The 15,081-nt window shown below is 31.1% G+C and carries 15 protein-coding genes and 1 tRNA gene; 10 read left to right on the top strand and 6 right to left on the bottom strand.

What is annotated here, in order from left to right:
• Nucleotides 1-53 precede the first annotated feature (53 nt).
• Genes EC396_RS17050 through EC396_RS17035 form a run of 4 tightly spaced genes read right to left on the bottom strand, consistent with a single transcriptional unit; the run spans nt 54 to nt 6,658 of the window.
• Complete coding sequence (locus EC396_RS17050; protein ID WP_129368064.1) at nt 54-3,521, bottom strand: efflux RND transporter permease subunit; 3,468 nt, start codon at nt 3,519-3,521, stop codon at nt 54-56.
• 9 nt (nt 3,522-3,530) lie between these two features.
• A complete protein-coding gene (locus tag EC396_RS17045; protein ID WP_129368063.1) occupies nt 3,531-4,703 on the bottom strand; it encodes an efflux RND transporter periplasmic adaptor subunit in 1,173 nt (390 codons plus the stop codon).
• A gap of 12 nt (nt 4,704-4,715) precedes the next feature.
• A complete protein-coding gene (locus EC396_RS17040; protein ID WP_129368062.1) occupies nt 4,716-6,056 on the bottom strand; it encodes a TolC family protein in 1,341 nt (446 codons plus the stop codon).
• A 2-nt stretch (nt 6,057-6,058) separates the two neighbouring features.
• Nucleotides 6,059-6,658: a TetR/AcrR family transcriptional regulator gene (locus tag EC396_RS17035; RefSeq protein ID WP_129368061.1), complete on the bottom strand. Its 600-nt coding sequence runs from the start codon at nt 6,656-6,658 to the stop codon at nt 6,059-6,061.
• Between the two features lie 160 nt (nt 6,659-6,818).
• Here EC396_RS17035 and EC396_RS17030 point away from each other — a divergent pair, with 160 nt between their 5' ends.
• From EC396_RS17030 to EC396_RS17015, 4 genes are all read left to right on the top strand, one after another.
• Nucleotides 6,819-7,790 carry a polyprenyl synthetase family protein gene (locus EC396_RS17030; protein ID WP_129368060.1) on the top strand — a complete coding sequence of 324 codons (972 nt, stop codon included), beginning with the start codon at nt 6,819-6,821 and terminating at the stop codon, nt 7,788-7,790.
• A 29-nt stretch (nt 7,791-7,819) separates the two neighbouring features.
• Nucleotides 7,820-8,140 (top strand): hypothetical protein, encoded by a 321-nt coding sequence (locus tag EC396_RS17025; RefSeq protein ID WP_164975342.1) that lies wholly within the window; start codon nt 7,820-7,822, stop codon nt 8,138-8,140.
• Nucleotides 8,141-8,259: 119 nt separating this feature from the next.
• A tRNA-Ile gene (locus tag EC396_RS17020) sits at nt 8,260-8,333 on the top strand.
• Between the two features lie 136 nt (nt 8,334-8,469).
• The gene (locus EC396_RS17015) at nt 8,470-8,676 is read left to right on the top strand and encodes a PID-CTERM protein-sorting domain-containing protein (RefSeq protein WP_129368058.1); all 207 of its coding nucleotides are present in this window, start codon (nt 8,470-8,472) and stop codon (nt 8,674-8,676) included.
• Here the strand turns inward: EC396_RS17015 and EC396_RS17010 are convergent, their stop codons facing one another.
• Nucleotides 8,677-9,261 (bottom strand): riboflavin synthase, encoded by a 585-nt coding sequence (locus tag EC396_RS17010; protein WP_129368057.1) that lies wholly within the window; start codon nt 9,259-9,261, stop codon nt 8,677-8,679. It abuts the gene before it with no gap.
• Nucleotides 9,262-9,323: 62 nt separating this feature from the next.
• On the opposite strand from EC396_RS17010, the gene pdxA reads away from it, so the two are divergent.
• The 6 genes from pdxA to accC all read left to right on the top strand — a co-directional run bounded on the left by pdxA (nt 9,324) and on the right by accC (nt 14,283).
• On the top strand, nt 9,324-10,361 hold the full coding sequence (pdxA, locus tag EC396_RS17005; RefSeq protein WP_205757982.1) for a 4-hydroxythreonine-4-phosphate dehydrogenase PdxA: 1,038 nt from the start codon (nt 9,324-9,326) through the stop codon (nt 10,359-10,361).
• An 85-nt stretch (nt 10,362-10,446) separates the two neighbouring features.
• Entirely contained in the window at nt 10,447-11,001 is a 555-nt protein-coding gene (locus EC396_RS17000; RefSeq protein ID WP_129368055.1) for a DUF177 domain-containing protein, read from the top strand.
• 5 nt (nt 11,002-11,006) lie between these two features.
• Nucleotides 11,007-11,201 (top strand): 50S ribosomal protein L32, encoded by a 195-nt coding sequence (rpmF, locus tag EC396_RS16995; protein ID WP_129368054.1) that lies wholly within the window; start codon nt 11,007-11,009, stop codon nt 11,199-11,201.
• A gap of 153 nt (nt 11,202-11,354) precedes the next feature.
• On the top strand, nt 11,355-12,350 hold the full coding sequence (locus EC396_RS16990) for a beta-ketoacyl-ACP synthase III (protein ID WP_129368053.1): 996 nt from the start codon (nt 11,355-11,357) through the stop codon (nt 12,348-12,350).
• Nucleotides 12,351-12,375: 25 nt separating this feature from the next.
• A complete protein-coding gene (accB, locus tag EC396_RS16985) occupies nt 12,376-12,846 on the top strand; it encodes an acetyl-CoA carboxylase biotin carboxyl carrier protein (RefSeq protein WP_129368052.1) in 471 nt (156 codons plus the stop codon).
• 81 nt (nt 12,847-12,927) lie between these two features.
• Entirely contained in the window at nt 12,928-14,283 is a 1,356-nt protein-coding gene (gene accC, locus EC396_RS16980) for an acetyl-CoA carboxylase biotin carboxylase subunit (RefSeq protein ID WP_129368051.1), read from the top strand.
• A gap of 66 nt (nt 14,284-14,349) precedes the next feature.
• On the opposite strand, the gene EC396_RS16975 is transcribed toward accC, so the two are convergent.
• Entirely contained in the window at nt 14,350-15,045 is a 696-nt protein-coding gene (locus EC396_RS16975; RefSeq protein ID WP_129368050.1) for a zinc metallopeptidase, read from the bottom strand.
• Between the last annotated feature and the right edge of the window lie 36 nt (nt 15,046-15,081).

Genomic DNA, 15,081 nt, shown 5'->3' with positions numbered 1-15,081 from the left:
AAAAGGTATTTCAATTGAATGAAATACCTTTTTAAAATAAATATAATTATTAATTAAAAATGGACTCTTTTCAGTTTATATTTTAATTTAATTGATAATAAGAAAAATATAGGAACTATAATTAAGGTTAAAAATGTTGCTACAAACAAGCCATAAATAACTGTCCAAGCCAATGGTCCCCAAAACACAACATTGTCTCCACCAATATAAATATGTGGATTAAATTCGCTAAATAAGGTAAAGAAATTTATGTTTAACCCAATAGCTAGAGGAACAAGTCCCAAAATAGTTGTAATGGCAGTTAAAAGTACAGGTCTTAAACGTGCTTTACCAGCAAGAACAATGCAGTTATAAGTGTCGTTTAACGATAAAAACTCATCTTCATCTAAATTTAATTCATATTTTTTTCTATCAATTAATAATTGTGCATAATCCAATAAAACCACACCGTTGTTTACTACAATACCTGCGAGGGAAATAATACCCATCATAGTCATCATAATTACAAACGCATCACCAGTTATAACCATTCCGCCAAAAACACCTATTAAACTTAGTGCGATTGCTCCCATAATAATTGCAGGTTTAGAAATAGAGTTAAATTGGAATATCAAGATGAAAAATATCAAAGAAAGTCCGGTAAAAAATGCGCCCATTAAAAAAGCCATTTGTTTGTTTTGTTCTTCAATTTGACCCGTATAATCAATTTTAATACCTTTAGGTAAATTGGTAAAATCATTCATTGCATCTCTAATTTGATTTACAATAGCACCAGCATCTGTATAGCCAGGAGCTAATGCAGAATAAACGGTTACAACACGTTTAACATCTTTGTGTTTAATTGCACTAAACCCAGATGTATTTGTTTGTTTGGCAACAGTTGAAACAGGAATTTCTTTAATTTTTCCTGAAGCCATATCTCTAAATGTAATGTTTTGGTTAAAAATGGCACTTGTACTATATCTATTTTCTTCGTTAAAACGAACGTAAATATCATAATCTTCTCCATTTTCTTTATAAACACCAGCTTTAGCACCAAAAATTGAATTTCTTAATTGCTGACCAACTTTTACTGAACTAACACCTAATTCGCCAGCTTTTTCTCGGTCAATAATTACCTGCATTGCAGGTTTGTCTTTGTTAACATCAATTTTTAATTCGTCAATCCCTGGGATATTTCTTGAATTGATAAAATCACGCATTCTTTCTGCAGTAGCAATAAGTTCGTTGTAATCGTTACCTTCAATTTCAATATTTACAGGAGGTCCTGCAGGTGGTCCGTTTGCATCTTTTTCAACAGAAATTAAAACACCAGGATAAATTCCTACCAAGGCTGTTTGAACTTTTTGTCTTAGTAACTCACTGTCTTCTCCACGGCGATATTTATATTCACGCATAGAAGCTGTTATTTTTGCTTTATGAGGCATTTCAGCAGCAGAGCCACCATCGGTTTGTGGATTTCCAGCACCTTCACCAACTTGCGAAACAGCACTTTCTACCATAAAGTTATACCCATTATCTAAGTACAAATTATTATTTAAAACTTCGTAAACCTGTTTTTCAATAAGTTTTGTAATCTTATTCGTTTTTTCAATATCTGTACCTTCAGGATACTCAATATAAACTATAATTTGATTGGGTTTATTATCTGGAAAAAATTCGACTTTAGTTCTTTGTTTGGCTAGTGAAATTCCAAATGCGATAAAAGAGAAAACCAATAAAAATACTGTAATACCAGTATAAACATACATTCTCCATCCTTTTAAAGATTTACTTAAAGCTGTTTCGTAATACCTCTCAAGTTTTGTTAAAATATTTTCTTGAAAATAGTTAGCCATTTTTCTAAGAAACAATCTGTAAATCCATAATAAAATGGCTGTGGTAATCATTAAAATACCAAGAGTGCTGTAAGAACCACCAAAAAATGCGATAAATAGTCCTATTATAGATATGATGCTTGTTAATTTTATAATTTTGTTTAATGGCATATCAATATCTTCTGTAGTCATAAACTGAGAAACTAATACAGAGTTGAAGAATATTGCAACAAATAGTGATGAACCTAAAACTATTGAAAGCGTTATTGGTAAAATAATCATAAACTGACCCATAACTCCTGGCCAAAGTCCTAAAGGTATAAAAGCAGCTACTGTTGTTGCTGTTGATATAATAATAGGAAATGCAATTTCTCCAATACCTTTTTTAGCGGCTTCTTTACGGCTCATGCCTTCTTCATCCATCAATCTGAATACGTTTTCAACAACAACAATACCATTGTCTACGAGCATTCCTAGTCCCATAATTAACCCAAACAATACCATTGTATTTAAGGTATAGCCAAGCATATCTAAAATCATTAACGACATAAACATAGACATTGGTATGGCAAACCCAACAAACAATGCATTTTTAAAACCAAGGAAGAACATAAGTACTGTTACAACCAATATAACTCCAAAAATAATGTTGTTTACCAAATCATCTACTTGTCCAACGGTAACAGAAGATTGGTCGTTTGCAATGGTAACTTCTAAATCTGCTGGAAATACATTTTCTTTTGCACTTTTTACAATTTCTTGTATTTGCTCTGCAGCATCGACCATGTTTTTACCAGCTCTTTTTTTAACATCAAGCATTACAACAGTGTTTCCAAACTCTCGGGCATATGTTGTTTTGTCTTTTGGTTTAAAATCAACTGAGGCAACATCTTTTAAATAAATAGAGTTTCCGTTTTCAGATTTTACAACAAAATTTTCTAATTGTTGAGGATTGTCAATTTCGCCAATAATTCTAATAGTTCTTCTTTGTCCACTTGCAATAAAATTACCTGCAGACATGGTAACGTTTCCTGCACTAATAGCATTAATAATGTCGTCGTAGTTTACTTTAGCTGCAGTCATTTTAAAAATATCAACAGCAACTTCTACTTCTTTTTCTTGCGCACCTCTAATGTCAACTTCTTTTATTTGAGGAAGATTTTCAATTTCATCTTCTAAGTATTCTCCAAATTCTTTTAAACGTTCTACAGGATAATCTCCAGAAATATTGATATTAAGAATTGGAACAGCTTCAGATATACTTAATTCAAAAACATTTGGTTCAACTTTTGCGCCATTAAATGTTGGCCAGTCTTCACTTGATGTTTCAGATTCAATTTCATCTTTTACTTTTTGTTTGGCTTGCTCAACAGTAACATGTTCGTCAAACTCTACAATTACCATTGAGTAGTCTTCTTGAGAAGTTGAGGTAATTTCAACAACATTACTAACCGTTTCTAGTTTTTCTTCAAGCGGATTGGTAATTAATTTTTCAATGTCTTCAGCGGTATTTCCGGGGAAAACAGAGCTGATGTAAATTTTTGTTTCTTTAATTTCAGGAAAATTTTCACGTGGCATATTGTAAAATGCCGAAATACCTAAAAATAGAATTAAAACCATTAGTACATAGATCGTTGTTTTGTTGTCTATTGCCCAGGATGATAGTTTAAACTCTTTATCAATTTGTTTTTCTTGTTTTGCCATTTTGATAAATTATAGGTTTAAAATTTTTACAGTTTGTGCATCTTTTATGCTTCTGGCACCTTCTTTAATGATCTCATCTCCAACTGAAATTCCAGCTAGTACTTCTATTTCATCTCCTTGAGTTCGGCCAGTTTCAATAATTACTCTGTGTGCACTACCTTGGTCAGTACCGTTTCTGCCTTGAACAACATATACATATTGTTGACCATTGGCATTTTCAGAAATAATACTTTGCGGTATTAATATGGCATTAGGGTTTATATAATCGTTAATTTTAAGTTTTGCAGTTAAATTTGGTTTAATTGAATTGTCTTTATTAGGAACTGCAACTTCAATTTTAAAAGTTCTGTTAGCTGGGTTGATAAAGTTTCCAGCTTGTCTTATTTCGCCATCAATTGTAATGCCTAATACCGGAAAATCGATGATAACTTTTTTGTTTTTGGTAACGGTTTTAATGTGGCTCTCAGGAACATCAGTTTCAATATACATATTGCTTAAATTGATAATACGCATTAATTGTGATTGACCTGGTGAAACTACACTTCCTTGTTGTGTTATAACATCATCAATAGTACCATCAAAAGGGGCTTTAATGATTGTTTTAGCTACTTGTTCTTCAAGTTGAATAATGGCTTTTTGTTGTGCTTCATATGAAGATTTTGTTTGTAAATATTGCATTTCAGATCCAATTTTTTGATTCCATAAACGAGCCTGACGTTCGTAGGTTGTTTTTGAAAGTTCTAGTTGAATTTTTAATTGAGATAATTGTTGACTTAAGCCTCCATCATCTATTCGAGCTAAAATTTGACCTTTTTTTACAGTTTGACCTTCAACAACATTTACTTCTTTTAAGATTCCGGCATATTCTGGAAAAATCACCAAATTACTTTTTGTGGTTACATTTCCTTGTAAATCTATATAATGCTTAAAAACGTCTTCTTTAGCAGTAATAATAGTTGTTAAAGGTATTTTTTTATTTGGCTGAAGTTCAGCAATTTTTTCATCAATTAAAAGTAGTTGTTCTCCAAGTTCTTTTTGTTTTGCGGCAATTTCAGCTCTTTTAGATTTGATAGCTGTTATATCTCCAGCTTCAAGTATGGTATCTAAACTTTGTGTTGCATCATGTCCTCCACAAGAGATGAATAAAAAAGTGACTGCTATTATGGTATAAAAGTATTTCATGTTAATAGTTTTTTAGTTGTTGATTGGTGTGTTTAATGCTTTGTCTAAGGCTGCTTTTGAAGCTATAACATCTAACATTGCTTGTAAATAATTTTGTTGCATTGTGTACAATTGATTTTGTGCATTTGTAAGGTCAAAACTTGTTGAAAGTCCTTCAAAAAATTTAATTTGTTGTTTCTTTTCAATTCGTTCTGCTAATGCTAAATTTTGTTTCGAAGTTTCAAATTCTTCAACACTATATTGATAAGTTACTTTTGCAGTTTCTAATTCTAACATTATTTTTTGACGGGTTTCATCAAAATTAGTTTTTGCTTTGTCGTATTCAATTTTTGCTTGTTGGGTTCTGGCGCTTCTTGCCAATCCGCTAAAAATAGGAACGCTTAAATTAACTCCAAGTAAAGAGGAGTCGAACCAATTTTGCTCACTTTTATGAAATGAAAATGTATCACTATAGCCTATATAGCCAAAATTTACAAAACTATTTAATGTTGGCAATGCCTTGCTTTTTTCTAATTTTACAACTGCTTCTCTGCCTTCAACTTGATTTTCGGCAATTCTAAAATCAATATGATCTTCAATGTTAAATTCTTTTGATAACAAGCTAAATTCAATATTTTCTTTTGTTAAATCGTCTAAATTATCAGTTAAAGTTGTGTTTGTGTTAATATCTGCTCCAATGGTAATATTGAACATTTTATAATTGATATTTTTTAATTTTTGACTTTTTGATAAGGTTGTTTTTAGTGAAGCTAAGGTTAGTTTAAGTTGTTCTACACTTTCTTCTTCAGCAAGACCATTTAAATAAATCTGATTGGTTTCTTCTAAGTTTTTTTCTAAAGTTTCAACGTTTTTTTGAAGTATTGAAATACCTTCTTCAGTAAAAAGTACATTTCCGTAAGCATTAATTACGGCTTCTCTAATTGCAAGTTCCGTTTTTTCTTTAGAATCTCTTGAAATTTGCATATAAGTGTCAAGGTAAGCTAAGCCAACAATATAAGATCCATCAAAAATTACTTGTGTTAATGTTGCTGAAGCCGATAAACTATTTTTTGTACCAAATATTACTTCAACAAAATCACCCGGATTTCCACCGCCAAATTCAGCCGGAATTAAAGCAACTTGCTGTTTTATCCAATATTGGTAATCAAGTCCAGCATTAAGTTGTGGTAAACCAAAGGCAACAGTTTCTTTGTTTTTTTGTTTAGAATATTCAAGGTCTCTAGTTGCATTTATACTTGCATAACTATTTTTTAGCGCATAAGCAATGGCTTCATCAAGCGACAAAGACAAAGTTTCTTGTGCGTTTAAAGTAGTAGTTATTATTCCTAAAATTAGGATCAGATATTTTTTCATATTTAAATATTGTTTAATTGTTCTTCTAAAATTTCAATTCCTTTTTCTGTAGCTATTGCTCTTGTGTGGTATTCTAATACATTTATTTCTAATTTGTTGATGGTATTTTTACTGTACGTGTATAAATTTGAATCGTGAACACTCATAATAAGTGAAAAGTAAAATTTTGTAACTTGGTCTATTGTAATTTCTTTTCTATACAAGCCTTCTTTAATTCCTTTTTGAATGTTACTTAACATGCAGTCTTTAAACAAACAAAATTCTTGTGACATTATTTTTTTGTAAGTCTCTGGGTAGTATTTTTGAAGCTGATAAATAGGCGAATCGTCTAAATTTTGCATAAAACCTTTGAAAACTTTGTTTACTTCAAAATTTTCTTGAATTGCATTATAACCCAAATTATATACTTTTAATGCTTCTTTGTGCATTGCTTCGTGCATGTAAAACGTAGTTTCATCAACTAAATGGGCTTTGTTTTTAAAATATTTATAAATTGTTTTTTTTGAAATTCCAAGCTCGTTGGCAATATCATCCATTGTAACGCTCTTAAAACCAAGTTTTAAGAAAATTTCTCCAGCTTTATCTAAAATTACTTCTTTCATAAAATTCAATTTCAATTTATGCTATTGGGTTGCAAATATATAAAAGGAAACTTTAGAAACAAATAAAGTTTCCAAAGTTTAATAATTTCATAATATTTAAAATTAACACTGAAACTTTGTAATATTATTGAAAGGTGTATTTTTACATAAAAATTTTTAAATGAAGTCAATCAATACCTATAAAGAAGATTTTATCAACTATTTAAATGAAAAAGTTAAAGTTAAGGAGCCAGTAAATTTATACGAACCTATACATTACATTTTGCAAATAGGAGGTAAGCGATTGCGTCCGGTTTTAACATTGATGACTTGTGATCTTTTTGGAGGAAATTTGCGTAAGGCTTATGATGCTGCTTTAGCGGTTGAGGTTTTTCATAACTTTACCTTAATACATGATGATATTATGGACAGTGCACCCGCACGAAGAGGTAAAGAAACTGTGCATACAAAATGGGATGTTAATACAGGAATTTTGTCGGGAGATGCTATGATGATTGTAGCTTATCAATGTTTAGAAAGTTATGATGTTTCAATTTTTAAAGAATTGATGGTTTTGCTTAGTAAAACAGCTTTGGAAGTTTGTGAAGGGCAACAATTAGACGTTGATTTTGAAACAAGAAATGATGTTGAGATACCTGAATACATTCATATGATTACCAATAAAACTTCTGTTTTAGTTGGAGCTGCTATGAAAATGGGTGCTATAATTGCTGAAGTTGAATCCAGTGAAGCTCAAAAAATATACGATTTTGGGTTGAATTTAGGGGTTGCTTTTCAGTTGCAAGATGATTATTTAGACACTTTTGGAAATTATGAAGATTTTGGAAAACAAATTGGTGGAGATATTATTGAAAACAAAAAAACATTTTTGTATTTAAGAGCGTTGGAAGTTTGTGATGATAATGACAAACAACAATTAATTTCATTATACAATTCAAAAGAGAAAAATCTTAATAAAGTAAATGAAGTTACTGCAATTTTTAACAAATATAACATAGCCCAGTTAACTTCAAATGAAATGGAATTTTATTCAAACAAAGCTTTTAAAGTTTTAGAAACTAGCTCAATTTCTGAAGATAATAAATTGTACTTAAGAAATTTTGGGCTGAATTTAATGAAAAGAAAAGCATAATGTTGGTCGCTAAAAACGCGATAGAAGTATTGCAAAACAGTAAGGATGAAAATTTATATTCGAAACTAGTAGCACAAATAAACAAAGATTTTCAGCTTTCAAATTTGTACTTTTCTTTTGAAGAAAATATTTCGCCCATTCAATTAAAAGAAGATTTTACAACAATTTTATCAAATCTAATCACCAATAAATATGATGATTATTTAAATTTTGTATACAGAGTTGATGTTTCGGAGTCTGAATTGCTAAAAATAAAAGAAAAAGATTTACCTGAAATTGTTGATCAAATAGTGTTTCTTGTTTTAAAACGAGAATTTCAAAAAGTTTGGTTTAAACAAAATTTCAAGTAAAATATATAAAATCAATAAGTTAACAATTGTTATTTAAACACTAAATAATATTTTAACAATAAAAAGAAAAAAACTATTGTAGGTAAAAAAAATAATAGTAATTTTGCAGCCATATTTCAGGTCCCATAGCTCAGCTGGTTAGAGCATCTGACTCATAATCAGAGGGTCCTTGGTTCGAGCCCAAGTGGGACCACTAGATACAGCAAGCCTTGCAGAAATGTGAGGCTTTTTTTATTGCAGATTGCTATTTGTTTTTTTGTTAAAAAAAATAGTATATTTGCCCAATAGTATATATCTAATATTAAAAGTTTTAAGTGAAGCCCCAAAAAATGTCAAAGAAAATTAACAAGATATTGTTATGTACTCTTTTAGTGCTTAATAGTTTTGTTGGGTATTCTCAAGTTATTCCAAAACCCGGAGATAAATCAGGACCAGTACCACCACCTCCACCAGGATTACCTATTGATGGAGGATTGGGTTTCTTAATTATTTCAGGTATTGCTTATGGCGTTTTTGAATTAAAACGAAAAAAGTAATTACTTTTCAAGCAGTCTAGCTACATATTTTCCAATAACATCAAATTCTAAATTTACAACAGTTCCTTTTATAAAGGTATGAAAGTTAGTATGCTCATAAGTGTAAGGAATTATAGCTACTGAAAAACTATTGTTTTTTGAGTTTACAACCGTTAAACTGGTTCCGTTTACTGTTATAGAGCCTTTTTCTATGGTAATGTTGCTAAATGCAGTATCGTATTCAAAACTAAAAACCCAGCTACCATCTTCTTCAATAACATTAGTACATACTGCAGTTTGATCAACGTGACCCTGTACAATATGTCCATCTAATCTAGCTCCTAAAATCATGGCGCGTTCTAAATTAATTTTATCACCAATTTTAAGGTGTTTAAAATTAGTTTTATCTAATGTTTCTTTAATCGCTGTTACGGTATATTCATTATTGTCAATATTAACAATAGTAAGGCAAACACCGTTATGAGCAATACTTTGGTCAATTTTTAATTCTGAAGCCAAATTGCTTTCAATAGTTATATGAAAATTTTCACCTTCTTGAACAATATTTTTAACAACACCTAAAGTTTCTATAATACCTGTAAACATGATTTTGTAAATTTATTTGATTACTTTTGAAGTCTCAAAATTAAGAATATTATACGCAATTGATGAATAAATCTGAAAAAATAAAGTTAGGAATTTCTATCGGGGATTATAATGGGGTAGGTATAGAAATTATTTTAAAAACCTTTTTAGATAAGCGCATGTTAGATTTTTGTACTCCTATTATTTTTGGAAGTACAAAATTAGTTACAGCCTATAAAAAATCTATGGATATTGATTTGTCTTTTAATGGAGTAAAAGATATTAGCAATGTTGTATTTGGAAAAGTAAATATTGTAAACCTTTGGAACGACGATTTGGAAGTTGAGTTAGGTATACCAACAGAAGCTTCAGGTAAATATGCTTTTAAATCTTTGGAAGCTGCTACTGAGTCATTAAAAAATGGAGAAATAGATATCTTAGTTACTGCACCTATTAATAAGGACAATATTCAGTCTGAAGATTTTAAATTCCCTGGGCATACAGAGTACTTAGAATCAAAATTAGAAGGTGAAAGTTTAATGATATTGATGACAGACAATCTTAGGATTGGTTTAATAACAGGACATATCCCTGTTTCAGAAATTTCAAAAACAATTACACCCGATTTAATTAAAAGTAAAGTTGCTATAATGTATAATACATTGGTGCAAGATTTTGCCATTTCAAAACCTAAAATTGCCATTTTGGGCTTAAACCCTCACTGTGGTGATCACGGAGTAATTGGTAAAGAGGATGATGAAATTATTAGACCAACAATTGCTGAAATTCAAGATGAAGGGAAGTTAGTTTACGGTCCTTATGCGGCAGATAGTTTTTTTGGTTCACAAAATTACAAGAAATTTGATGCAATTTTAGCAATGTATCATGACCAAGGTTTGGCACCATTTAAAACATTGGCTTTTGGAGGTGGGGTAAACTTTACGGCGGGTTTAGAAAAGATTAGAATGTCTCCTGATCACGGTACCGCTTATGATCTTGCTGGTAAAGGATTGGCTAATATTAACTCATTTAAAGAAGCTGTTTACGCTGCAATTCAGGTTTACACAACTAGAGAAGAATATAACGATTTGACTAAAAACAGTTTAAAAACACAGCGCTAAAAATAAAAACAATAAAATTTCAAAAATTATTGTATAATATATTTATATAATTTTATATCTTTGCACGCTCAAATTGAGGTTCGAAATGAAAGACTTAAAAGATTTTGATATTTCTTTTATTGGTTTAAAAGATGGAGTGCACCAATTTGATTATGAAATTGGGCAACAGTTCTTTGATTTTTTTAAATACGATGAGTTTTATAATTCAAACGTACAGGTAAATTTAACATTCTTAAAAAAACCTACAATGTTTGAGTTGAATTTTATTTGTAATGGCTGGGTTGAAGTTGATTGTGATTTAACAAGTGAGCGATTTCAACAACCAATAAGTGCAAATATTGATTTAATTGTGAAATTTGGAGAACAATACAATGATGAAAATGAAGAGTTGTTAATCATTCCTCACTCAGAGTATAAAATAAATGTAGCGCAATTTATATATGAAGCAATTGTGTTAAATGTTCCACTTAAAAGAGTACATCCTGGAATAAAAGATGGTACATTGCAGTCGGAAGTATTAGAAAAATTGAAAGAATTTGAAATTGTAAGTGAAGAGGAAATAGAAGAGGAAGAAGATACAGCTAGGGAAATTGATCCTAGATGGAATAAATTAAAAGAATATACTAATAGCAAAAAATAAGAGTAATGGCACATCCTAAGAGAAAAATATCTAAAACAAGAAGAGACAAGAGAAGAACTCATTATAAAGCAGTAGCTCCGCAAGTGGCTATCGATCCAACAACTGGTGAGGCGCATTTATATCACAGAGCTCACTGGCACGAAGGAAAATTATACTATAGAGGTCAAATTGTAATTGACGCTGAAGAAGTTCAAGCGTAAACTTTACAATTAAAATAAAGCTAAAAACTCTCATTTTGAGGGTTTTTTTCATTTATTAAAGCGAAAATCGTTAGAAAGTGATAAATTTCAGCCTAAAAGTTAAAATATTTTCATTACTTTGACGACTCTGTTTTATAAAACGTAAGCAAGAATATGACAAAAATTACCGCAGTTATTACGGCCGTTGGAAAGTATGTTCCTGAAGATATTTTAACCAATAAGATGTTGGAAGAAATGGTTGAGACCAATGATGAATGGATCACAGCAAGAACAGGGATTAAAGAGAGAAGAATTCTAAAAGGAGAAGGATTAGGGACTTCTTTTATGGCTATTAAAGCTGCTCAAGAACTTATAGAAAAGAGAAATTTAGATCCTAAAGAAATTGAATTAGTGTTGGTTGCAACAGCAACACCTGATATGCAGGCAGCTGCAACTGCAGCTTATGTGGCTTCTGAAATTGGAGCTGTAAATGCTTTTGGATTTGATTTGGAAGCTGCTTGTTCAAGTTTTTTATACGGAATGTCTGTAGCAGCACGCTATATTGAATCTGGAAAATATAAAAAAGTACTTTTAATAGGTGCTGATAAATGTTCGTCGATGATTGATTACACCGATAGAGCAACTTGTATTATTTTTGGAGATGGTGCAGGAGCAGTTTTATTTGAACCATCAACAGAAGGTTTAGGTTTGCAAGATGAGTACTTAAGAAGTGATGGTGCTGGTAGAGAATTTTTACGCGCAAAAGTAGGAGGGTCTTGTTACCCTGTTACACCTGAAGCAGTTAAAAATAAAGAGCATTTTGTTTATCAAGAAGGTAAAACAGTTTTTAAAAATGCTGTTTTTAATATGGCTGATGTTGCTGAAAAAATGTTAGAGCGAAATAATTTAACAAAAGAAGATATACAATGGTTAGCAGCGCATCAAGCTAATAAGCGTATTATTGAAGCTACTGCCAACAGAATTAAATTAGACAGCTCAAAAGTAATGATGAATATTCAAAAGTATGGAAATACAACATCTGCTACGCTGCCACTGCTTTTAGCTGATTACGAAAAGCAACTTAAAAAAGGAGATAAAATAATTTTTGCTGCATTTGGTGGAGGATTCACATGGGGATCTATTTACTTAAAATGGGCATACAATTCATAATTAATTAACAACTAAAACTACGAATATGGATTTAAAAGATATTCAAAATCTGATAAAATTTGTTGCCAAATCTGGCGCTAGCGAAGTTAAGCTAGAAATGGAAGATATTAAAATTACTATTAAAACTGGAGGTGAGGAAGTTGGTACAACAATTCTTCAACAAGCACCTTTAATGCAACAAATACCAAATGTTGCTGCAGTAGCTCCTCAAGAAGTTTTAAGTCCGCAAGTTTCTGCTCCAGTGGAAGCTTCAAAATATATCGAAATTAAGTCGCCAATTATTGGAACTTTTTATAGAAAACCTTCACCAGACAAACCTGTTTTTTGTGAAGTAGGCGATACTGTAAATGAAAATACGGTTGTTTGTATAATTGAAGCAATGAAATTATTTAATGAAATTGAATCTGAAGTTTCAGGTAAAATAGTTAAAATTTTAGTTGAAGATGGTACTCCTGTTGAATTTGGACAGCCACTTTATTTAGTAGACCCGTCTTAATGTAAAATCACAATTTTTAATTCTCAAAATCCAATAATTATTTGGAATTTGTTTTTTGAATATTGAAAAATTGAAGAATTTATGTTTAAAAAAATATTAATTGCCAACAGAGGCGAAATAGCTTTACGAATTATTAGAACTTGTAAAGAAATTGGTATTAAAACAGTAGCTGTTTATTCAACTGCTGATGCCGAAAGTTTACATGTTCGTTTTGCAGATGAAGCTGTTTGTATTGGCCCGCCAGCAAGTAGTGAGTCATATTTAAAAATGTCTGCAATTTTAGCTGCTGCTGAAATTACAAATGCAGATGCAATTCACCCAGGTTATGGATTTTTAGCTGAAAATGCTAAATTCTCTAAACTTTGTGAAGACTACAATATTAAATTTATTGGTGCCACTGCTGAAATGATTAGTAGAATGGGAGATAAAGCTTCTGCTCGTGCAACAATGAAAGCAGCTGGTGTACCAACTATTCCAGGTTCAGATGGATTACTAGAATCTTATGAAGAAGCTGAAAAATTAGCCGATGAAATGGGTTATCCAGTAATGCTAAAAGCAACTGCTGGAGGTGGTGGTAAAGGAATGCGTGCTGTTTGGAAAAAAGAAAAGTTACACGATTTATGGGATTCTGCTCGTAAAGAAGCATTTGCTTGCTTTGGAAACGACGGAATGTATATGGAAAAATTAATTGAAGAACCACGCCATATTGAAATTCAAGTAATTGGTGATTCATTTGGTAAAGCTTGTCATTTATCTGAAAGAGATTGTTCAATTCAACGTCGCCATCAAAAATTAACTGAAGAAGCTCCTTCGCCTTTTATGACAACTCAATTGAGAAATAAAATGGGAGAAGCGGCAGTTAAAGCAGCCGAATTTATTTCTTATGAAGGTGCTGGAACTATTGAGTTTTTAGTTGATAAGCACAGAAATTTTTATTTCATGGAAATGAATACGCGTATTCAAGTTGAACATCCAATTACTGAACAAGTAATAGATTATGATTTGATTTTTGAGCAAATTAAAGTTGCTGCGGGAGTTCCTATTTCCGGTAAAAATTATACACCAAAGTTACATTCAATAGAATGTAGAATTAATGCTGAAGATCCTTTTAATGATTTTAGACCTTCGCCAGGAAAAATTGCAACTTTACATGTTCCAGGTGGTCATGGTGTTAGAGTAGATACGCATGTTTATGCAGGTTATACTATTCCGCCAAACTACGATTCTATGATTGCAAAGTTGATAACAACTGCTCAAACTCGTGAAGAAGCTATTGCTAAAATGAGAAGAGCGTTGGATGAATTTGTAATTGAAGGTATTAAAACTACGATTCCTTTCCATAGACAATTGATGGATCATCCAGATTATATTGCTGGAAACTATACAACAAAATTTATGGAAGATTTTGTGATTGTGAAAGAAACAGAAGATAAATAAATTATCAAACACAAAAAAAAGGATATGAAAACTCATATCCTTTTTTTTTATTATGGAAAACTAAAGTTAGTCTCGAGAGCCTAAAATTCTAAAACCCCAATATAAAAGCATTGCAGTTGAAGATAATGCAGCAACCAAATAAGTGCGAGCAGCCCATTTTAAAGCATCTTTAGCACCATCTTGCTCGTTATTTGTTAGCATGTTTTTTGTTTTTAGCCAAGCTAACGCCCTATTACTAGCATCATATTCAACAGGTAATGTAATAAAACTAAAAACGGTTGCAATAGCCATCAATCCCAAACCAATAATAGCAATTGTAAACCCAATTCCACTATTACCTGATGCAGCTCCCAAAATTAAACCACCAATAATTAACCATTGAGAAAATTGTGAAGAAATACCAACCATAGGTACTAATTTAGAACGAAGATTTAACCATTCATAAGCAGTAGCATGTTGCACCGCGTGACCAACTTCGTGTGCAGCAACAGCAGCAGCAGATGCATTTCTTTCATTGTAAACAGATTCGCTTAAATTTACAGTTTTATTTAAAGGATTGTAATGATCTGTTAATTGTCCTGGAGTTGAAATAATTTTTACATCATAAATTCCATTGTCATGTAACATCTTTTCTGCAATTTCCCTACCGCTTAATCCATTTTGAAGTTGAATTTTAGAGTAATGGTTAAACTTACTTTTTAAACGTTGGCTTACTAACCAACTTACTAAAGCTATAATTCCAATTAAAATATAAAATTCCATATGTTTATTTTTTATTAATGTATTTTTGTTTTTATA

Source organism: Lutibacter sp. HS1-25 (genome assembly GCF_004121075.1).
In the GTDB taxonomy this organism is placed as follows: domain Bacteria; phylum Bacteroidota; class Bacteroidia; order Flavobacteriales; family Flavobacteriaceae; genus Lutibacter.
This window is presented reverse-complemented; position numbering and strand designations above follow the sequence as displayed.